This is a genomic window from Enterovibrio norvegicus DSM 15893, assembly GCF_900115495.1.
GTDB lineage: Bacteria > Pseudomonadota > Gammaproteobacteria > Enterobacterales > Vibrionaceae > Enterovibrio > Enterovibrio norvegicus.
On the sequence record NZ_FOWR01000041.1, the window covers coordinates 1 to 20912 of the forward strand.

Below are 20912 nucleotides of genomic sequence, written 5' to 3' on the forward strand. Positions count from 1 at the left end.
TGATTCAGTGGCCAGTTCCGTGTGGAGCAGGTCGCCGTGTCAGTGAGGTCGCATTATAGGGACGGTTCAGATCTTGGCAAGGGCTTTTTGTGAAAAACATCACTAAAAGCACCCAATCGAGCGCTAATTGAGCAGGTTGGTGTATTTTGATACGGAAACAGGTATCGATAGGTTTTTGAGGCTTCCTGAACGGTCGTTCCAGGATACGCTAACAGTAAGTACCTTCGCGTAAGTTACTTCGGCGCCAGTATCATTATTACTCTTAAATACTCCTCCCGATGCCGCATTCAACACTATAGAGAAAGGACTACCACTCTCGAGCGATAACTTACAATCCGTTATGTCAGCTAACGTTCTATCGGCGCAGCTAGAACCTATCGTATTAAAGCTTTGAAGCATGGCAATTTGCCTTTCAGAAATATAGGCCGCTTTAACAAAAAGACCTGCGTTCGCTTTTTCTACCTCTATATAGCTGTATAGCTTCAGTGTTCCGACGCCTGATAGCACAACAATAAAGATAGATATCAGAACCTCTACCAATGAAAACCCACGATTAGAAGTCATGAATGCTACCTTTTAATATCCTGGGTATACCAGAACCTCCTGGTAAGGGGTCTTTACCTTCGTCATATCCTGGCTTAAACGATCCTTTCACGAGTGATATTGAACCGGGAACATCGACGAGATAGCTTCCCTTACTTTCATAGGAACCATGAAAGTAAAACGGTAATTTACCCCATTTACTCGAATCATTTTTGTACTCAAGAATCAACTCAGCACAAAGAGAAGACATCGCTCCGTCTTCACATAGATTGTGACCCGTCCCGTCTGTCTTTTGATATGCTCCCCAAGAATCTGCTAGGCTGCTTTCTGAGTAATCGACTGTAAACTGAAAAATGGTTCCATGAAATGTGAAGGCGTCTTTAGCGCCGACTACACCATTCTTTATCACTACAAGCGGTGGATTTTCACTACTTCCTGCGCCGGATAGCCCTGCTATAAAACAGTCGCCATCAACCCAAATCTTCTTTTTACCCGCATCGATTTCAGACTTAACAGTACTGCCGCAACTGCTAACCGCTTCTTTGTCTGAAATCGCAGATCCTGTGGTTATCTTAACGTCAAACGTCTTTTTTACACTTCCCCAATTCTCTTTGGGTGTATCAAACAAATCTTGGAATACATCGATATTTTCTTGATTATCCAAGATGTCAGATTCAAATTCATTGGTAACTGGATCAGTGTCTGGTGGAATGTGAGTACTGAAGCTTTCATGACACCGCTCATTCGTTCCGGTCAGTGCCGATTTGAATTCAGCGGAACTTTTGCCAACATCGATAGTGACATCGCCTCCTGCAATAATGGCAATGCACTCATATATACCTATATCTCCATCGGTACCGACTTTGTCGCCTTTCGCTGGTATCCAAGCATTACCGCCATCTATAACCAAACTGCCAGAGGTCTTGAATGCTGCAGCTGTCGCTCCACCAGATTTAATCAACACACTCTGAACGGCATAGCCTGAAGTGGCACTCAATGTCCAGTGCGTCGTGTTATCGGTCAATCTAATACTGCTGCTGTTTGTTGGCGCTTTACAAACATCAAAGACTGATTGACTAAAATCAGCATTTTTTGGATTCAGCCCCTTTTCCTCAAACACTGCAATAGCGCAATCTAGCCCGGCTTTAGCGTTTGCTCTTTGCTGACTATCTATCACTACGTTCTGTGATTTTTTAATGTCTGAAATCCCCGAGCTTCCAACTGAGATAGCAAACAAAGCGATGATTAAAACAACACCGCTAACTACAGCTAACGTAGCCATTCCTTTTTGGTTATTCATTCATTAACCATCCACGTTAGGTACAACAACGGAAAAATTTACCGAATCAACGACCGAGCTGTCTGCTTTCAATGAAGCTTTGATCTCTATATCAATAGATTGAAGTCGATTCGTATTGCTACCAACTGAGTGGTAACTGCTTCTTTGGAAAGTCAGTGTATTAATAACGATCCTGTCGAAAGTCATATCTCGCCAATATCCACTTGTACCGCCATCAGAGCTACCACTGCCGCAGTTCCAATTCGTAAGCCCTTTCCAATTTTCATAAACTTCAATGACAGGGTTATTTTTACTGTCTTGCCCTAACCTGTATCCCTTCGCATCATCTTTATCAAGAGATAAGGCTCCCGAACGCTTGTCATGGTTGTAGGCAAATAGGATGCATGCCCCTTTCTTCGTTTCAGTCGCGCTATCATCAATTAAAATTGAAGAAGAATCACCTAACGAATCTGACAACATAAAGACATTGGTTGATACACAGTCAAAGCAAAAGCCAGCCCTTTTAACTTCATTACTTATCGTCGTTGCAAGCACATTCAATTGAGTATGAAGAAAGTCTCTTTGTAACTGCTGAGTCCCCATTGAGGTGTTAACCGAAAACAAGGCAAGCGAGGAGGCAAGAACAATAAGACTGACCGTTAAGCCAATCATCATTTCTATAAGGGTATAACCGTACAGCAATGCTTTTTTCATGATGGACAAGCATCCCAATCACTCACTGCTGTGTTACTGCATCCTTTTAGACCGGAATATTGTCGGATCATGATGCCAGACTCTTTTCCTGTTTCAGATCCTGCCGAAAGCTTGAGCGTCGTGTTTGTAGAGGGAAGTCCCGTCATATGTGAGAAATGAAAGAGTTTGACTGGTCCAGTTTCCACTGGAGATTGGACGGCAACCAAGTCGTCAATATCAAGAAAAAACTTCTGAAAACCTTCATTATCCGAACAAGAAAACTCTTTAGCATCAGATGTTTCGCTTAAACCAATACAGCCACCAAACTCATTGGAAACAGGAATGTAATGCACATAGACATTACGATGACGTTTTAGGGACTCTGATTGCCCGACTTCCAAAACCGAAAGCAACTGCATAGCAGTGCTTTCAACCTTCGCAGTTTTGTGTGAGGAAACATACGTAGGGACGGCTACCGCTGTGACCACTGCCAGTACTGACAAGGTTGTTATCATTTCAATTAAGCTAAATCCGCGTAGTCGATTCCAATAACTCACTGCTGACGTCCAATCTTTCCAACATAACTTGTCTGGATATTATCACGAAGATAACTTATGCCTTTGGAATCAATAAAGATTTACTGCATAGCGAAGATAAAAATGGATCGAGGAATCAAAACGTTACAGCTGGGTATGACATTGATCGAAATCTTAGTGGCTATCGCTATTATTGGTGCGCTGACATCTATAGCGGTCCCCGCATTCAGCAACTATTTGATCCAGGCAGAAAGAAGCCGTGTACAAACCGATCTTTATCAATTGCAGGTGTGGGTAGAACAGCAATACACAGCTACAAGCACTTACCCTTCAAAAATTGAGTGCACGAGATGCCAAGTTTCCGAGGAATATACATTTTCTATCGACAGCTCAGGGGCAGGAAATGACGTTTACAAAATTAAGGCCACGCCAAAATCAACGTCGAATCAAAAGAATGATACTGACTGCTACACAATGATCATTAATGCCGTATCGGAGCAATCAAATGCTAGTAAAGATGGAACCGCATTAGACAGCAGCAAATGTTGGACATAAAAAAACCGGCCATCAGGCCGGTTTTTTTGTATTCGCTTTGCGTCTTAGCTTGTTAGGTCATCAAAGAATTTTTTGACGCCATCAAAGAAGCCTTCAGATTTAGGCTTGTGCTTTTTCGCTGCACTTCCACCCAAAGATTCTTCAAACTCTTTCAGCAGTTCTTTTTGTTTGCTGCTTAGGTTAACAGGCGTTTCTACCACAAGCTTACAAATCAAATCACCGACACCGCCACCGCGCACTGACTGAACACCTTTACCGCGCATACGGAACATACGACCGGTTTGTGTTTCAGACGGCACTTTCAGGCTCACACGGCCATCAAGTGTTGGGACTTCAACTTCACCACCTAGCGCAGCCATCGTAAAGCTTACTGGTACTTCGCAATAGAGGTTGTTGGCATCACGCGTAAAGATGTGGTGGTCGCGAACGTGAACTTGTACGTACAAGTCACCTGCTGGTGCACCAAACTCTCCTGCTTCACCTTCTCCAGTCAAACGGATACGATCACCCGTGTCGACACCCGCTGGGATCTTAACGCTGAGGGTTTTGGTTTTCTGAACTCGGCCTTGACCATGGCAAGAATCACAAGGATCTTTGATGATTTTCCCACGACCATGACAGGTAGGACAGGTTTGCTGAACCGCGAAGAAGCCTTGACGCATCTGTACTTGGCCTTGGCCATGACACGTACCACATGTTTGTGGTGATGAACCCGCTTTCGCGCCACTGCCACCACATGGGTCACAGCTTACATAGGTAGGAACATCGATTTCGCGTGTAATACCGCGAACCGCCTCTTCAAGAGACAATTCCATGTTGTAACGAAGATCCGCGCCGCGTTGCGCACGTTGAGCACCACCGCCACGACGGCCGCCGCCAAAAATGTCACCGAAGACATCACCAAAGATGTCACTGAAGTCTGCGCTTCCGCCACCGAAACCGCCGCCACCCATGCCACCTTGTTCAAATGCAGCATGACCGTACTGATCGTAAGCAGCACGTTTCTGATCATCAGTTAAGATTTCATAGGCAAGTTTAACTTCTTTAAACTTGTCTGTGGCTGATTCATCACCTGGATTTTTATCAGGGTGATATTTCATCGCCAGGCGCTTGTACGCTTTTTTAATGTCGCGTTCGCTGGCGTCACGGCTTACGCCAAGTACTTCATAAAAATCACGTTTTGACATTTTTCAGTTGTCACCTGTTTTTATACTAGGCGGACATAAATCCGCTTCGCATCATACAACTACGGGCGGAGGAGAATCCTCCTACGCCCGTGCGAAATAAAACGGCTAGCTAAAAATTAGCTGGTTTTATTTTTTGTCGTCTTTAACTTCTTCGAACTCAGCATCAACAACATCGTCGTCTTGCTTAGACTCTGCACCGGCGTCTTGAGCTTGAGCTGACTGGGCTTGTTGCTGTGCAACTTCCATCAATTTCTGAGAAGCAGCGATAAGCGCTTGTACTTTCTCGTCGATTGCTGCTTTGTCTTCGCCTTTACGCGCTTCTTCTAGCTCAGAGATAGCAGCTTCAATTTTTGCTTTCTCGTCAGCAGGTAGTGCGTCGCCAGCTTCTTCAATTTGCTTGCGAGTGCCGTGAACCATTTGGTCAGCTTGGTTGCGAGCAGTCACCAGTTCTTCGAACTTCTTATCTGCTTCTTTGTTCGCTTCCGCTTCCTGAACCATTTTCTCGATTTCGTCGTCGCTCAGACCACCCGATGCTTGGATAGTAATCTTCTGCTCTTTACCTGTGCTCTTGTCTTTTGCAGACACGTGCAAGATACCATCCGCATCCAAGTCGAAGGTTACTTCGATTTGTGGCATACCACGTGGCGCCGCTTGGATTCCTTCTAGGTTAAATTGACCTAGAGATTTGTTGTGCATGGATTGCTTACGCTCACCTTGCAGAACATGGATAGTTACAGCGCTTTGGTTGTCGTCAGCTGTTGAGAACACTTGATTCGCCTTAGTAGGGATCGTGGTGTTTTTCTCAATCAGTTTCGTCATCACGCCGCCCATGGTTTCGATACCAAGAGACAGTGGAGTAACGTCTAGTAGAAGTACGTCTTTCACGTCACCCGCAAGAACACCACCTTGAACCGCAGCACCAACAGCAACTGCTTCATCAGGGTTTACGTCTTTACGTGCTTCTTTACCAAAGAATTCAGCAACTTTTGCTTGAACCATTGGCATGCGAGTTTGACCACCAACCAAGATAACGTCGTTGATGTCGTTAACAGACAGGTCCGCATCCGCAAGAGCAACTTTCAATGGCTCCAGTGAACGTTGAACCAAATCTTCAACAAGAGACTCAAGCTTCGCACGAGTCACTTTGATGTTCATGTGTTTAGGGCCTGACGCATCAGCAGTGATGTACGGCAGGTTAACGTCAGTTTGTTGCGCAGAAGACAATTCGATCTTCGCTTTTTCTGCCGCTTCTTTTAGACGCTGCATCGCTAGCGGATCTTTGCGCAGGTCAATACCTTGGTCTTTTTTGAACTCTTCAACCAAGTAGTTGATCATGCGGTTATCGAAATCTTCGCCACCTAGGTGAGTGTCACCGTTGGTTGCTAGAACTTCGAATGTTTTCTCGCCGTCGACTTCATCAATCTCGATGATTGAGATATCGAAGGTACCACCACCAAGGTCGTATACCGCGATAGTGCGGTCGCCGCCTTCTTTATCCAGACCATATGCCAATGCAGCAGCAGTTGGTTCGTTGATGATACGTTTAACTTCTAGACCTGCGATACGGCCAGCATCTTTGGTTGCTTGACGCTGAGCATCGTTGAAGTACGCAGGAACAGTGATAACCGCGCCAGTGACTTCCTCACCAAGGAAATCTTCTGCAGTTTTCTTCATTTTTTTCAGAACTTCGGCAGAAATCTGAGGCGCAGCCATTTTCTCGCCTTTCGCTTCTACCCAAGCGTCGCCATTGTCAGCTTTAACAATTTTGAACGGCATGATTTCGATATCACGTTGTACTTCTTCGTCTTCAAAACGACGACCGATCAGGCGTTTGATCGCGTACACAGTGTTTTCTGGGTTAGTAACAGCTTGACGTTTTGCAGGCTGACCTACTAAAGTTTCACCGTCCTGGGTGTATGCGATGATCGATGGCGTTGTGCGATCGCCTTCGGCGTTTTCGATTACGCGTGGCTTGTCACCGTCTAGTACTGCTACACATGAGTTGGTAGTACCCAAGTCGATACCAATGATCTTACCCATTTGGTTTTCTCCGAAAATTCATCTTATATATTGCGTAACCCCTATATGGGGTTGGCTATTCAGGGTTCAACCCTAATAAAGAAAATTTTTTATTTTCTTTCCCGTTGACAGGTAAATGAGGGCTGCTTTTTTGCTTTCAAGGCTTCAAACGAAAAAAAACCCGCTTAAAAACGGGTTTTCTTCAAAACTGGCAATATTAGGCTTGTTCGTTAACGTTGCCTGATGCTGCTTTTGAGACCATAACCATCGCTGGACGTACAACGCGGCCATTCAGTGCGTAGCCTTTTTGCATGACCAACATCACTGTGTTTGGTGCATGCTCAGCGCTTTCTTGAATAGACATAGCTTGGTGGAATTCAGGGTTGAAGGCTTCACCTTCAGGGTTTAGCTCAACAAGGCCAAATTTCGCCACAGAATCTTTCATGGTTTTCAAGGTCAACTCAACACCTTCAAGCATAGGCTTCAGTGTTTCGTTTTCTTTGTCTGCCATTTCTAGGGCGCGTTCCATGTTGTCGATAACTGGAAGCAGTTCATTCGCAAAACGTTCCAATGCAAATTTACGCGCTTTATCGATCTCTTGCTCGGTACGACGACGAATATTTTCAACATCTGCGCGTGCGCGTAGCACGCTATCTTGCTGCTCTTTTACCGTCGCTTCGCTTGCTTCAAGCGCCGCTTCAAGTTCAGTGATCCTACTAATCATCGCATCAGTCTCTGCATCAAGGGCGTTATCGTCCTGTGACGCAGCCGCGTCGTTTTGCAATTCTTCTTCCTGGATCTTATTTTCTTCGTTGCTCATGCTCTCTCCGACACAATACTCTGTGTTAACTCCCCAAAAAACCGATATTGGGAAATCAATCTCGACAGTTTTGCTTATTATGGGGATGTATGCCCGTGTTTCAAGGTGTCATTCGTGGCAAAGCACGACAAGCTTTTATCAATAACTTATAATTGAGCCTCTAAATGGCGCAGGATCAATAAGATGTCAAAGCGTTTCAATACTATCGCTCTGGTTGGTAAGCCAAGAAATCCGGAGGCGGTAGCGACTCACGAGAGTCTTTACCAGTGGCTTACTGAACAAGGTTATCGCACATTGGTCGATAACCGACTTGATAATTACTTAAATATTCCCGCGCAAGATTTTCACGATTTACTTTCCCTGGGCGAAAAAGCCGATCTAGCGATTGTCATTGGTGGTGATGGCAACATGCTGGGTGCAGCACGCGTTTTATCGCGTTTCGATATTTCTGTTATTGGGATTAACCGCGGCAACCTTGGCTTTTTGACCGACATTGATCCTGATGATTACGAAGCGGCACTGACGTCTGTTTTAGAAGGCGACTACGTCGAGGAACATCGTTTCCTATTGGAAGCAGAAGTTCATCGTCATGGGCAGATTAAAAGTCATAACGCGGCCCTCAACGAAGCTGTGCTTCACCCGGGTCAAGTTGCACATATGATTGAATTTGAGGTGTATATTGATGATAACTTCGCTTTCTCTCAACGTTCGGATGGTTTGATCGTTTCAACACCGACTGGCTCAACCGCGTATAGCTTATCGGGCGGCGGTCCGATTCTATCGCCAAGTTTAGACGCTATTTCACTGGTTCCTATGTTTCCGCATACGCTCTCGAGTCGACCACTGGTTGTCGACGCAAACCGTCACATTAAATTGGTGGTTTCCCCAGACAATGGAAGCACGCTAGAAGTCAGTTGCGATAGCCAAGTTTCTCTTCCCGTCAATCCAGGGGATGAAGTTCACATCTACCGCAGTCCATCGTTCTTGCAGTTGATTCATCCCAAAAATTACAGCTATTACAAAACGCTGCGTACAAAACTAGGATGGTCAAACAAACTGTTTTAGTTCTCATCCATTCATACAAAAAGAGCAGGCTTAGCCTGCTCTTTTTGTTGTCTGAATCACATTTTTCTCATTCACAGTGCATTGAACAACTTTACTGTATGTAATCACAGTATATACTGTATGCATCAACAGGTGATGATTAACACAGGTACTCATACATGCTGGCGCACATTACGATTCAGAACTTTGCCATTGTTAAAGCGTTGGAACTCGACTTTCACAAAGGAATGACAACCATTACGGGTGAAACCGGAGCGGGTAAATCTATTGCGATTGATGCACTTGGCCTATGCCTCGGCGATCGCTCTGACCCTTCAATGGTACGTCCTGGTGAAGAGAAAGCTGAGATTGTGGCCCTGTTTAATTTGCAGAATAATCCTGCCGCGCGACGCTGGTTAGAAGACAATGAACTGGTTGATGGTGACGAATGCATTCTTCGTAGAATCATTACCAAAGAAGGTCGCTCTCGCGCCTTCATTAATGGCAGCCCAGTACCAGCATCTCAGCAAAAATCACTCGGTCAGCATTTGATCAACATTCATGGCCAGCACGCGCACCAACTATTGATGCGTAACGACTACCAACTAACTCTGCTTGATCAGTATTCAGGCCACCAAAACCTGCTGCATACCATGCGACAACGTTATCAGGCATGGCGTGCCGCGAGAAATGAACTCAAACAGCTAGAAAAAAACAAAGATGCTTTCGAAGCACAAAAACAGCTTCTTGAATACCAAGTAAACGAGCTTAACGAATTAGCACTGGGTGAAAACGAATACCCAGAACTGGAAGAAGAGCACAGACGCCTTTCCAATTGTGGTGATATCGCCATTTGTAGCCAAAGCGTGCTTCAAGCCCTGACTGAAGACGACAATAACAATGCCATGTCATTGTTGCAGTTTGCACAGCATAAGCTCGCAGAACTTGCCGCGATGGATTCGCGTTTTTCTGAACTGACCCAAATGTTAGATGAAGCCTATATTCAAGTTCAGGAAACCACGCACGAAATTTCCAGTTACATGGATAGACTCGACATGGACCCTTCACGTCTCAGCTATTTAGATGAGCGCATGGCAACGATTCTTCGTTTGTCGCGCAAGCACCAAGTCACGCCTGATGCGCTGTTTGCCGCGCATCAAGCTCTGGTGGCAGAGCTAGAAACGTTTACCAGCAGCGATGAAAAAGTTGAGCAGTTGGCTGCAGATGTCGATGCGAAATATCAATCGTGTTTACTCGCAGCGGAAAAACTCAGCAAGAGTCGCAAGCGTTACGCGAAAGAGCTCGACAAGCTGATTTCATCCAGCATGCATGAATTAAGCATGGAGCACGGTAAATTCCACATTGCCCTGGAAAGTAGCCCTGATAATAATTTGTCGCCCCTGGGTGTTGATAGCATTGAATTGCTGGTTTCCACTAACCCAGGCCAACCTATGCAGGCGCTTGGAAAAGTGGCATCTGGCGGTGAGCTATCACGTATCTCTCTTGCTATTCAAGTTATCACGGCACAGAAAGTGGATACCCCAAGTTTGATTTTCGATGAAGTCGATGTTGGTATCAGTGGTCCAACAGCCGCCATCGTAGGGCGACTGCTAAGAAAACTTGGCGAGTCAACGCAAGTCATGTGTGTGACACACTTGCCACAAGTCGCGGGTTGCGGTCATCAGCAAATGTTTGTGACTAAGACCAGCAACAAAGGCAATACCACCACAAGCATGGTGCCTCTGGATGTGTCGTCACGCGTTCAAGAACTCGCGCGTTTGCTTGGTGGTAGCGAAATCACTGAGCACACGTTGGCAAACGCACGTGAACTGCTCATCGCTGCATGATTTTCAGATTTATAGGTTTTCGCGGTCTAAGATAAGAAACTTTTTGGAAATAGCACGGTCGAACTGACAAGTTCAAGCAAGAGATTTTTACTTCTCGTATTAGCTTGTTTATCATCGACCCCTATTTTGGAAATGAAGTAAGAAGTCATGCGTTGGAAAAACATCGCTGTGGTATCACTTGTTTTAGCCAGCCTTACAGGCTGTTCTCTTGCTAACAAGTTGGTTTACCGCATAGATATTAATCAGGGAAACTACATAGACCAAAATGCAGTTGAAGAACTCAAGTTTGGCATGACCAAGGAACAAGTAAAATTCTTACTTGGTCCTCCAATGTTAGTGGAATCAGGCTATCCGAATACTTGGTATTTTGTGCAATACCTAAAACCTGGGCACGATGCGCCAGAACAAAAAGAACTGATTTTGTCATTCGATGACAGTAACCAATTGGTTGGCATGAAAGGCGATTATCAACCCGGTACCCGGTTCTTTGAAGCCATTCGCTAACGCTTTCCCCTTTACAAAAAAACCCGCTACTGCGGGTTTTTTTCTATCTGGGCTATATGACATAGCGACCTACTTGAGCATTTTCTCTAGCTGCTCTTTGTTCGTGTGTCGTATGTCTTTGCCTTTCACGAAATATATAATGTATTCACAAATGTTCTGGCAACGATCACCCACACGTTCTATTGCTCGTGCAGACCACATCACTTTCAATACGTTAGGAATAGAGCGTGGGTCTTCCATCATATAGGTCATTAACTGACGAATGATCGCTTCGTATTCTTTATCGAGTTGGTCGTCTGAGTGGTAAACCTTCATGGCCGCATCAACGTCCATGCGTGCAAATGCATCCAGCACATCATGCAACATACGGGCGGCTTTCTGCCCAAGGTTCTCAAGGGATACTAAGAACGGCTGCTGATGGTTTGAAAAGTTATCCAGCGCCATTTTCGCGATGCTGTCAGCAACATCACCAATGCGCTCTAAATCCGTGATTGTTTTGATGATAGCAATAACCAAACGTAGATCGCCCGCCGTTGGCTGACGCTTGGCGATGATCCTCGTACAAGCCTCATCGATCGCCACCTCCATCGAATTAACCTTGTGATCTTCTTTGATCACCTGCTTTGCAAGGTCAGCATCTTGATAATGCATCGCGCGCAGCGCATCCGTTAACTGACGCTCCACCAGCCCTCCCATCGCTAAAACATGTGTGCGAATAGATTCAAGCTCAGCATTGAACTGACCTGAAATATGGCGGCTGATGTTGAGGTTATCCATCTACGTAAGATCCTTAGCCGTAACGGCCAGTAATATAGTCTTCGGTTTGCTTGTTCTTGGGTGTGGTGAACAGCGTATCTGTGTCCGCATATTCTACCAACTTCCCTAAATTGATAAACGCGGTTTGATCAGAAACACGTGCTGCTTGCTGCATATTATGCGTAACAATAACCACGGTAAATTTGCGTTTTAAATCATTGATCAATTCTTCAATGGTCAGCGTGGAAATTGGGTCGAGCGCCGATGTCGGTTCATCAAGAAGCAGAACTTCCGGTTCAATGGCAATCGCTCTCGCAATCACCAGACGTTGTTGCTGACCGCCGGACAAGCCAAAGGCGTTTTCATGAAGGCGATCTTTGACCTCATCCCACAATGCTGCGCCACGAAGCGACCGTTCGACCGCATCATCCAAGGTACGCGCATTTTTCACACCCTGAAGGCGAAGACCATAAATCACATTCTCATAAATGGATTTAGGAAACGGATTTGGCCGTTGAAACACCATCCCAACTTGGCGACGTAATGCTGGCACATCCACATCTTCATTGTAGATGTTCATCCCATGCAGCGATATTTCACCGCTTACGCGACAGCCATCCACCAAATCGTTCATTCGATTAATACAACGAAGAAGCGTCGATTTTCCGCACCCTGACGGACCGATAAATGCCGTCACTTTCCCTTTGGGAATACGCATATTGATATCGAACAATGCCTGAGTATTGCCGTAGTGCAGGTTGAGATTTTTGATCACCAATGCCGTCTGTTCATCAGGCAGTGATGACAGATCAACCGGGCCAGGCAATCCAATGTTGGCATTGATAGAGATCATTTCGCTATCGGTTCCTCATGAAGAATTACACTTCTTGTTCAAGCGCACGATACTTCTCGCGCAAGTGGTTGCGAATGGTGATTGCCGCCAAATTCAAACTCACAATCACGGTGACCAGTAAAAACGATGTCGCGTATACCAGAGGTCTCGCCGACTCAATGTTCGGGCTTTGGAAGCCGACATCATAAACATGGTAACCCAGATGCATGAACTTTCTGTCTAGGTGAAGAAACGGGAAGTTACCATCAAGCGGTAGACTCGGCGCGACTTTCACCACCCCAACGAGCATCAAAGGAGCAACCTCCCCTGCTGCCCGGGCGATAGCTAGAATTAAGCCCGTCATAATCGCAGGGCTTGCCATAGGCAAAACGATACGCCACAAAGTTTCTGATTGTGTTGCACCCAGTGCCATTGAGCCATGACGCACAGACGAAGGAATTCGCGCTAAGCCCTCTTCTGTCGATACAATCACAACTGGCAAGGTCAAAATGGCCAAGGTCAATGAAGACCAAAGGATACCTGGAGTACCGAACGTTGGATTAGGTAAATCGTCCGAATAAAATAGGGCATCAATGTTGCCGCCCACGAAATAAACGAAGAAACCCAACCCAAATACGCCATAGACAATCGACGGCACACCCGCCAAGTTCACAACGGCAATTCGAATCATTCGAGTAAACGCATTCTTACTGGCATATTCATGCAGATATACAGCTGATAGCACACCAAGTGGTGTCACCATGACTGACATCAGCAGCACCATCAACACGGTACCAAAAATGGCAGGAAACACACCGCCTTCAGAGTTTGCTTCGCGCGGGTCTTCGGTGACAAATCGCCCGATGTGAACCAACCAATGCCCTAACTTTTCATGCCACCCCATTGCATTGGGATACCAGACAGACAACACATCATCAATAGGTATCATGACGGAGTGACCATTACGATCTTTTACAATTAAGCTGTCTAGGGACATTTCAGTGCGCAGTGACGCTAACGTAGCTTCTAATCCTGCATAGCGAGATTTCAGCGCCACAATTTCATCATTCACCGAATCAGGCACGGACTCACCCGCTTTGAGCAATGCTCTCTCTTCCAAACGAAGCGCATTTAGCGCATAACTGACTTTGCCAATTTCAGTGTCTTCAATAAGAGAAATCTCGTCACGGTGATCACTCGCCAACGTGACCTTTTGTTCAATCAAACTTGGCGTAAGCGTCTCATCGACCAGTTTGCCCCCCTGCATGTAGCCACTAGGAATGCCGAAGAAGACCCCGTTTTCAACACGCTCAACCACCGCAATATCTGGCAATGCTTTCTGAGAAAGCAGGTTTTGCTCCAGCACTGAGATAAAATCGTGTGCCTCTCGCTCACGGTTCGCAATCTTAATCAGCAAGCGCGTGTGGTCTAACAAAGTAGGGTTTTTAAGCGCAATACCGGCTTCTTGAAGTTGGATTGAAGACACGTTCTCAGTGCCATAGATTTCACCAATAAATGTCTCAACACCGCTCGGAGTATCAATTTCAAATTGATAAACAGGTGACGGCCAAAAGTACGCCAAACCCTTCCAACCAATAAGCAACATCACCCCAAGCACAGCAATAAGGCACAAGCTGACCATGCCTGCAGACATCCATACCCAAGGTGAACTTCTGTTCAAGCGTTTAAACATAATCACACCCCGCTAACGAGCGCTTCGATGTGAGGAGAAAACCATTACAACGCACGGTATTTCTCCCGCAACCGCTGACGAACAAATTCAGCAATCGTGTTGAACAAGAAGGTGAAACTGAACAAGATAAACGCGGTGAGGAACAACACACGGTAATGGGAACTGCCCACCTCGGATTCGGGCATTTCAACTGCAATGTTGGCCGACAGAGTTCGCAGCCCTTCAAAGGGATTCCACTCCATCAATGGCGTGTTACCTGTCGCCATCAGAACAATCATGGTTTCTCCAACCGCACGGCCTAACCCCATCATCACCGCGGAGAAAATGCCCGGACTTGCCGTCAGCAATACGACGCGTGTAAGGGTTTGCCAATGGGTTGCACCTAAGGCTAGAGAACCATTCGTAAGGTGGCTAGGCACAGAGAAAATCGCATCTTCAGCGATGGTAAAAATCGTCGGTACGACAGCAAAACCCATCGCTAATCCAACAACAATGGCATTTCGTTGATCGAAGTTCACGCCAAGCACATCGGTGACAAAAACACGGCTATCGCCACCGAGATAATGCATTTCAATGTAAGGGCCAACCGCAAATGCCGCATACCCCAACAGCAAAATTATAGGGATAAGAACAAACAAGTGTCCGCCACTTGGAAGGTGCTTTCTCACTGACCGCGGCAATTCAGCCCAAGCAAATGCGGTGACCAAAAATGCAATCGGCAATGCAAAGAAGATGAGTAATACGGCAGGCAAATGGGTTTCAACAATGGGTGCAAGCCAAAGTCCAGCCAGAAAGCCGAGAATGACTGTCGGCAATGCTTCCATAATTTCAATCGTCGGCTTCACCACTTTACGTAAGCCCGATGGCATGAAATACGCCGTGTAGATAGCACCACCAACGGCTAAAGGCACCGCAAAAAGAAGCGAAAATGCCGCCACTTTTATCGTCCCGAACACGATAGGCACCGCACTCAATTTACCTTCAAATGATTCATCACCAGATGTTGATTGCCACACATAGTCAGGCTCGCTATAACCTTCATACCAAATTTGGCTCCACAACGATCGGATGCTCACATCAGGATGCGGGTTATCAACATCCAGCAACGTTAGCGTATTGCCTTGCTCTGCAATCAAGCGATCCGCTCGCGGCGAGAACGAAAATGCTTCAACACCTTTCGCCAAATCCGAGAAAGAAAAACGATCATCGGTTTCACTCGGCGCGTGCCATAAGGTTAATGTTCCAACTTCAGATAAATTCGCAAACACATTACGGTGCAATTCCGCCGCCATAATGCCCGGCGGAGTATCAAAGCTCCGCGCTAACGTCAGCGATCTCGCATTGGCTTTTACGACGTCAAACCACTGCCCTATCTGACCATTTTCTAAGCGGATCAACAAAGAGTGCCCACCCGCCAACGCCGTCATTGAGCGTGGTTTTTGATTCGTCACGGCCTCGATATTAACCGTTTCTCTCAGCATGATATCGCGACGAAGCACACTGTAGACCTTCAACTTAGATCCCGATAGAACGTACACTTTGCGGCCATCATGGGCAGCTAACACGGTTGAGCCTGACAACACAGGGAAAACAGCTCTACGCGTTTCTTGCCCTTGCTCTTGAACTGAAATGATCAGCTCATTGGCAACGATGCCCGCCACCAGCAAATGGTCGCCTTCCATCGAAAAAGACACCGACGATACTGGCGCCTCCCCCTCACTCAAATCTACAGTTTGAAGCGGCTGAATATCAGGGGTGAATTGGCGAGTGCCATTTTGGTAATGAGCAAGAAAACGGAGTCGATGCAACGACACTTCGCCATTATTCAGCCCGTAGGCAACTTTGCCTGCCGCAGTCGATGCAGCAAAAAAACTGGTAGGCGAAAACACGAGTTGCTGTTGAAGAAGCGTTTCGGGTTTCTCATTTAACGAAAAGACGACCAGCTCACCTGTGTCTGAATAGCGAAAACCAAATTGGTTATTTTCGTCAATGCCGAGCTGTGCAGGCGCACCAGAGAGAGGTATATCCAGACGTGTATCAATCGTCACATCTGGGCTTTTAAAAAGAGGAAACACAACATATGCGAGGTAGAAGAAAATCAATAGCAACGCAAAAAGCACGACTAACCCGCCACCGATAACGGACAAGCGAGCAAGTTTGTCTTTCAAGCGCCGACGAGGATCACCTTGTGTCAGCACATTGGCGGCGTTTGCCATTGGTACCTCTGAATCTAGATTTAGTGGCTCATATTATGTCTTTTTGATGACATAATTGTGACAGTGCATAAATATGTAAATCGTGTAGCAAGTGACATGAGGCGACGATAAAAGGTCTTGTGGCCTTTGTTAACATTGATTCAAGACACACTTCCTAATGGCTCAATAACGCGTCAGTGGACATGCAATAGACCTGCTTTAATAATGAAAGACCCACCGATGCAGATGTTAAGGATTAACCATGAAGCAGCTAGTGATCACCCTGATCGGCACAGATAGGCCTGGACTTGTCGAAACACTCTCCGATACCGTATTTCAACATCACGGCAGTTGGCAAGCGAGTAGCCTGAGTAAACTTGCGGGCAAGTTCGCCGGAATCATACAAGTAGACATCAAAAATGAAGATGCGGAGTCGCTCGCAAAAGCACTGAACGGCATTCCAGAGCTTGACGTATTGATCGCGGATACGCCGCGTCAATCCGAACCAGATAGCACTACACACTCTCTCACCGTGACAGGCAATGACCGCTCAGGCATTATTCAAGAGGTTACGCGAGAAATTGCGAAATTTGGTATTAATATCAACAAACTGAAAAGCCACGCACAAAGTGCCGCCAATTCTGGTGGCATGATTTTCACGGCAGATTTCGATCTTGATATCGCCAACTCAATCCCTTTATCGGATCTCGGAGAAGCATTGGAAGGCTTGTCTGACGATCTCATCGTGGAGTTTGACGTCAGCGATATCTGAATGAGTAGGAAAGGGAAGGATGAGTGCTGACAAGCTTTTCATAGATAAAGAGCTAAGCTGGTTATCGTTTAACGAAAGGGTATTACAAGAAGCGGCGGACAAAAGCGTTCCAATCATTGAGCGCGTTCGCTTTCTCGGTATTTTCTCAAGCAACCTTGATGAGTTTTATCAGGTCAGGTTTGCCGATGTAAAACGCCGACTCATTATTAGCGAAGAGCAACACGGAGACGTGGGCGTTCGTGAACTGATGAGTAAAATCCAAGAAAAGGTGCTTAAACTCAATCAAGATTTTGACCACCTTTATAACGATATTTTGTTGGAAATGGCGCGTCGCCATATCTTCTTGGTCAATGAAAGACAATTGACTGAATATCAACAAAACTGGCTTAAACGCTTTTTCGTCAGCAGCCTCCTTCCCCACATCACACCCATTATCCTAACGGAAAAAATGGATGTACTGTCTTTCTTGAAAGATGCTTACTCCTATATTGGTGTCGAGCTCAAAAAAGAGGGACAACCAACGCGCTACGCACTCATTGAAATACCAACTGATGACGTAGAACGCTTCATCAAAGTGCCAGAGCCCAAAGGCAAGCGCCGCCGTAAAACCATCATCTTACTCGACAACATCATTCGTCTTTGTCTTGATGAAATCTTCCGTGGTTTCTTCGACTATGACAGCATCGAAGCCTATGCGATGAAAATGACGAGAGATGCAGAATACGATTTAACACACGAAGTCGACCACAGCTTGCTCGAAAACATGTCAGACAGTCTCGACCAACGCTTAACCGCCCTTCCGGTACGTTTCGTTTATCAAAGAGACATGCCTGAAGACATGATTGAACGCATCATCAAAATGCTGAAGATCTCTGATTACGACAGCGTTCTGCCTGGCGCACGCTACCACAACTTCAAAGACTTCATTGGCTTCCCAAATGTGGGGATGAAGTACCTTGAAAACCCGGCGTTACCCGCCATTGAATCTACCGACTTCATGCGTCATAACAACGCATTTGATGCGATCCGAGCGCGCGATGTGCTTTTGTATTACCCCTACCACACCTTCAGACACATGACGGAATTGGTTCGCCAAGCCTCATTCGATCCCAAGGTGCGTAGCATTCGCATCAACATCTATCGTGTTGCGAAAAACAGCCGAATCATTAACTCGATGATCGATGCGGCGAATAACGGTAAACGCGTCACCGTAGTCGTTGAACTTCAGGCCCGCTTTGATGAAGAAGCAAACATAGAATGGGCACGCGTATTAACGGATGCAGGCGTCAAAGTCGTCTTCGGCACACCCGGCCTAAAAATCCACTCAAAGCTATGCCTCATATCTCGCCGCGAAGAAGATGGCGTTCAGGAATATGCGCACATAGGTACGGGTAACTTCCACGAGAAGACCGCCCGTATCTATACCGATTTTTCCTTGTTTACTGCCGATAAAACACTGACCACTGAAGTTCGCAAGGTGTTCAACTTCATTGAAAACCCCTACAAGCCCGTGAAGTTCTCCAACCTTATTGTTTCGCCACGCAATTCACGCAGCCGTCTTTACAAGCTTATCGAACGCGAAATTGAACATGCCCGTGCAAAGCGTAAATCTGGTATCACGCTCAAAGTGAATAACCTTGTAGACCCAGGGCTTGTGAACTTGCTTTACAAAGCCAGCAGTGAAGGCGTGAAGATACGCATGATCATTCGTGGTATGTGCTCACTGATCCCCGGGGTTAAAGGCCTTAGCCAAAATATCCGAGCCATCAGCATCGTCGACCGCTTTCTTGAACACCCGCGCGTGTTCGCCTTTGAAAATGGTGGGGAACGCGATGTTTACATTTCTTCTGCTGACTGGATGACACGCAACATTGACAATCGCATCGAGGTCGCTACGCCCATCAAAGACGAACGCCTAAAACAACGCATCATGGACATTCTTGAAATTCAATTCCTAGACCGTGCGAAGGCGCGCGTTTTGGATAAAGACATGTCAAATGCGTATGTAAAACGTGGAAATCGCAAAAAAGTTCGCTCGCAAACTGCCATTTACGATTACCTTAAACAAGTAGAACGAGCAGAAAAGCGGCAGGCGGACAAACAAAAGAATGAATGACGACGTTAGTGCAGAAAAGCCAAGAGAAATTGCAGCTATTGATATCGGTTCCAACAGTTTTCACATGGTCGTTGCCCGCGTCGTCGGGCAAGGACTGCAAATCGTCAGTCGACACAAGCAACGTGTCAGATTAGCGTCTGGATTAGACAGCCATCAAAACCTAGACAATGCCGCCATCACGCGCGGCATTGAATGTTTAAGTATGTTTGCTGAACGCCTGCAAGGGTTTGATGAAGCAAACGTTCGTGTTGCAGCAACGTTCACGCTTCGAGAAGCGAAGAACAGCCATGTCTTCTTGCAGCGCGCCGCTAACGTATTTCCTTATCCTATTGAGATCATTCCTGGCATTGAAGAAGCCCGATTGATCTACATGGGTGTCAGCCACACACAACCCGGCGAAGGAAAAAAGTTGGTGGTTGATATTGGAGGAGGCAGTACCGAGCTGGTAATAGGGCGCGACTTCTACGCCGCACTCACGAACAGCAAGCACATGGGTTGCGTCAGCTACAACGCACGTTTTTTCAAAGATGGGCAAATATCAGCGAAGCGATTTACGTCCGCTCAGCTCGCCGCAGAATTGAAGCTCGAAAGTATCGCTAGACAATACATCCGATACGGTTGGAATGACGCGGTTGGTTCGTCTGGCAGCATTAAGGCCATCCGAGAAGTGCTTATTGCATCAGGCCATGATGATGGGCATATCACACGCAAACGCCTCGATACCCTTATCGAAGCATTGTTGACGTTCAAGCACAGCGAAGACATTGACTTACCAGGACTGTCACCCGATAGACAACCGGTATTTGCTGCGGGACTTGCCATTTTATCCGGCGTTTTCAGTGCATTGAAGCTTGAAAAAATGGTGTTTTCAAACGGCGCTTTGCGCGAAGGGTTACTGTATGAAATGGAGGATCGCTTCCAGCACAGCGACATTCGAAGCCGCACTGCCGCTGATTTGGCCGAGCGATATCATATTGATAGCCAACATGCTGATAGAGTGCAGCAAGTAGCGTCTAGCTTATACCTCCAAGCAGAGTCTCAATGGAGCTCAAAAAAAGAGGAGTTATCCGTTTTACTAAGGTGGGCAGCACAACTTCATGAAGTGGGGTTAAGTATCTCGCACTCTGGTTTTCACAAGCATTCTGCCTACATATTGCAAAACACCAACCTCCCAGGTTTCAACCAAGAGCAGCAAACCGTGCTTGCTACCCTTGCACGCTTTCATCGAAAGGCACTAAAACTAGGGGAAATGCCCGACTTCACCCTGTTTAAATCCAAGCATATCTTCCCTCTAATCAGGTCACTTCGGTTAGCGTGTGTATTGAACGTTCAACGATCTGACGATCCGTTACCCGACGTTGAACTGGTCGTAAGCGAAGATGTGTGGACGTTGCGCTTCCCCAAAACATGGTTACGTCAAAATAGATTGCTAGAAGCAGATTTGATCGTTGAACAGGCCTTGTGGCAAAACGCAGGCTGGACGCTTGATATCGCGGAATAAGTGACACCTCGACGCACAGC

General features: G+C 46.3%; 18 protein-coding genes. 7 read left to right on the plus strand and 11 right to left on the minus strand.

What is annotated here, in order from left to right:
- Window positions 1–123: 123 nt before the first annotated feature.
- From BM082_RS20205 to BM082_RS20220, 4 genes are read right to left on the minus strand one after another with little or no spacing between them, the layout of a single operon-like run.
- Window positions 124–564, minus strand: a complete 441-nt coding sequence (locus BM082_RS20205; protein WP_017013355.1) for a type IV pilus modification PilV family protein — start codon at window positions 562–564, stop codon at window positions 124–126.
- Window positions 554–1843: a hypothetical protein gene (locus BM082_RS20210; RefSeq protein ID WP_074928395.1), complete on the minus strand. Its 1290-nt coding sequence runs from the start codon at window positions 1841–1843 to the stop codon at window positions 554–556. The genes BM082_RS20205 and BM082_RS20210 overlap by 11 nt, the downstream gene beginning before the upstream one ends.
- Window positions 1844–1846: 3 nt before the next feature.
- The gene (locus BM082_RS20215) at window positions 1847–2536 is read right to left on the minus strand and encodes a PilW family protein (RefSeq protein WP_017013353.1); all 690 of its coding nucleotides are present in this window, start codon (window positions 2534–2536) and stop codon (window positions 1847–1849) included.
- Window positions 2533–3072 carry a pilus assembly FimT family protein gene (locus BM082_RS20220; protein ID WP_035014030.1) on the minus strand — a complete coding sequence of 180 codons (540 nt, stop codon included), beginning with the start codon at window positions 3070–3072 and terminating at the stop codon, window positions 2533–2535. Before BM082_RS20220 ends, BM082_RS20215 begins: the two co-directional genes overlap by 4 nt.
- Before the next feature lie 102 nt (window positions 3073–3174).
- Here BM082_RS20220 and BM082_RS20225 point away from each other — a divergent pair, with 102 nt between their 5' ends.
- Window positions 3175–3606 (plus strand): type IV pilin protein, encoded by a 432-nt coding sequence (locus BM082_RS20225; RefSeq protein WP_026024847.1) that lies wholly within the window; start codon window positions 3175–3177, stop codon window positions 3604–3606.
- Window positions 3607–3650: 44 nt separating this feature from the next.
- Here the strand turns inward: BM082_RS20225 and dnaJ are convergent, their stop codons facing one another.
- The 3 genes from dnaJ to grpE form a co-directional block, all read right to left on the minus strand.
- Window positions 3651–4793, minus strand: coding sequence for a molecular chaperone DnaJ (dnaJ, locus tag BM082_RS20230; RefSeq protein WP_017012482.1), 1143 nt, complete (start codon window positions 4791–4793; stop codon window positions 3651–3653).
- 126 nt (window positions 4794–4919) lie between these two features.
- Window positions 4920–6833, minus strand: a complete 1914-nt coding sequence (gene dnaK / locus BM082_RS20235) for a molecular chaperone DnaK (protein ID WP_017012481.1) — start codon at window positions 6831–6833, stop codon at window positions 4920–4922.
- 196 nt (window positions 6834–7029) lie between these two features.
- Window positions 7030–7632 (minus strand): nucleotide exchange factor GrpE, encoded by a 603-nt coding sequence (grpE, locus tag BM082_RS20240; protein WP_074928397.1) that lies wholly within the window; start codon window positions 7630–7632, stop codon window positions 7030–7032.
- 183 nt (window positions 7633–7815) lie between these two features.
- Between grpE and nadK the strand changes: the two genes are divergently transcribed.
- The 3 genes from nadK (at window position 7816) to bamE (ending at window position 11027) form a co-directional block, all read left to right on the plus strand.
- Window positions 7816–8697 carry an NAD(+) kinase gene (nadK, locus tag BM082_RS20245; RefSeq protein ID WP_017013349.1) on the plus strand — a complete coding sequence of 294 codons (882 nt, stop codon included), beginning with the start codon at window positions 7816–7818 and terminating at the stop codon, window positions 8695–8697.
- Window positions 8698–8855: 158 nt separating this feature from the next.
- On the plus strand, window positions 8856–10523 hold the full coding sequence (recN, locus tag BM082_RS20250) for a DNA repair protein RecN (RefSeq protein ID WP_017012478.1): 1668 nt from the start codon (window positions 8856–8858) through the stop codon (window positions 10521–10523).
- Window positions 10524–10670: 147 nt separating this feature from the next.
- Window positions 10671–11027 (plus strand): outer membrane protein assembly factor BamE, encoded by a 357-nt coding sequence (bamE, locus tag BM082_RS20255; RefSeq protein ID WP_017012477.1) that lies wholly within the window; start codon window positions 10671–10673, stop codon window positions 11025–11027.
- 69 nt (window positions 11028–11096) lie between these two features.
- Here the strand turns inward: bamE and phoU are convergent, their stop codons facing one another.
- From phoU to BM082_RS20275, 4 genes are read right to left on the minus strand one after another with little or no spacing between them, the layout of a single operon-like run.
- Window positions 11097–11804: a phosphate signaling complex protein PhoU gene (gene phoU / locus BM082_RS20260; RefSeq protein ID WP_017012476.1), complete on the minus strand. Its 708-nt coding sequence runs from the start codon at window positions 11802–11804 to the stop codon at window positions 11097–11099.
- A gap of 13 nt (window positions 11805–11817) precedes the next feature.
- Window positions 11818–12636 carry a phosphate ABC transporter ATP-binding protein PstB gene (gene pstB, locus BM082_RS20265; protein WP_017012475.1) on the minus strand — a complete coding sequence of 273 codons (819 nt, stop codon included), beginning with the start codon at window positions 12634–12636 and terminating at the stop codon, window positions 11818–11820.
- Window positions 12637–12661: 25 nt separating this feature from the next.
- Window positions 12662–14308 (minus strand): phosphate ABC transporter permease PstA, encoded by a 1647-nt coding sequence (gene pstA, locus BM082_RS20270; protein ID WP_074928399.1) that lies wholly within the window; start codon window positions 14306–14308, stop codon window positions 12662–12664.
- Between the two features lie 44 nt (window positions 14309–14352).
- Window positions 14353–16524, minus strand: a complete 2172-nt coding sequence (locus BM082_RS20275; protein WP_074928402.1) for an ABC transporter permease subunit — start codon at window positions 16522–16524, stop codon at window positions 14353–14355.
- A gap of 241 nt (window positions 16525–16765) precedes the next feature.
- Between BM082_RS20275 and BM082_RS20280 the strand changes: the two genes are divergently transcribed.
- The 3 genes from BM082_RS20280 to ppx are packed head-to-tail and all read left to right on the plus strand — an operon-like array spanning window position 16766 to window position 20892.
- Entirely contained in the window at window positions 16766–17275 is a 510-nt protein-coding gene (locus BM082_RS20280; RefSeq protein WP_017012472.1) for a glycine cleavage system transcriptional repressor, read from the plus strand.
- Window positions 17276–17294: 19 nt separating this feature from the next.
- The gene (ppk1, locus tag BM082_RS20285; protein WP_017012471.1) at window positions 17295–19391 is read left to right on the plus strand and encodes a polyphosphate kinase 1; all 2097 of its coding nucleotides are present in this window, start codon (window positions 17295–17297) and stop codon (window positions 19389–19391) included.
- A complete protein-coding gene (gene ppx, locus BM082_RS20290) occupies window positions 19384–20892 on the plus strand; it encodes an exopolyphosphatase (RefSeq protein ID WP_017012470.1) in 1509 nt (502 codons plus the stop codon). Before ppk1 ends, ppx begins: the two co-directional genes overlap by 8 nt.
- Window positions 20893–20912 lie beyond the last annotated feature (20 nt).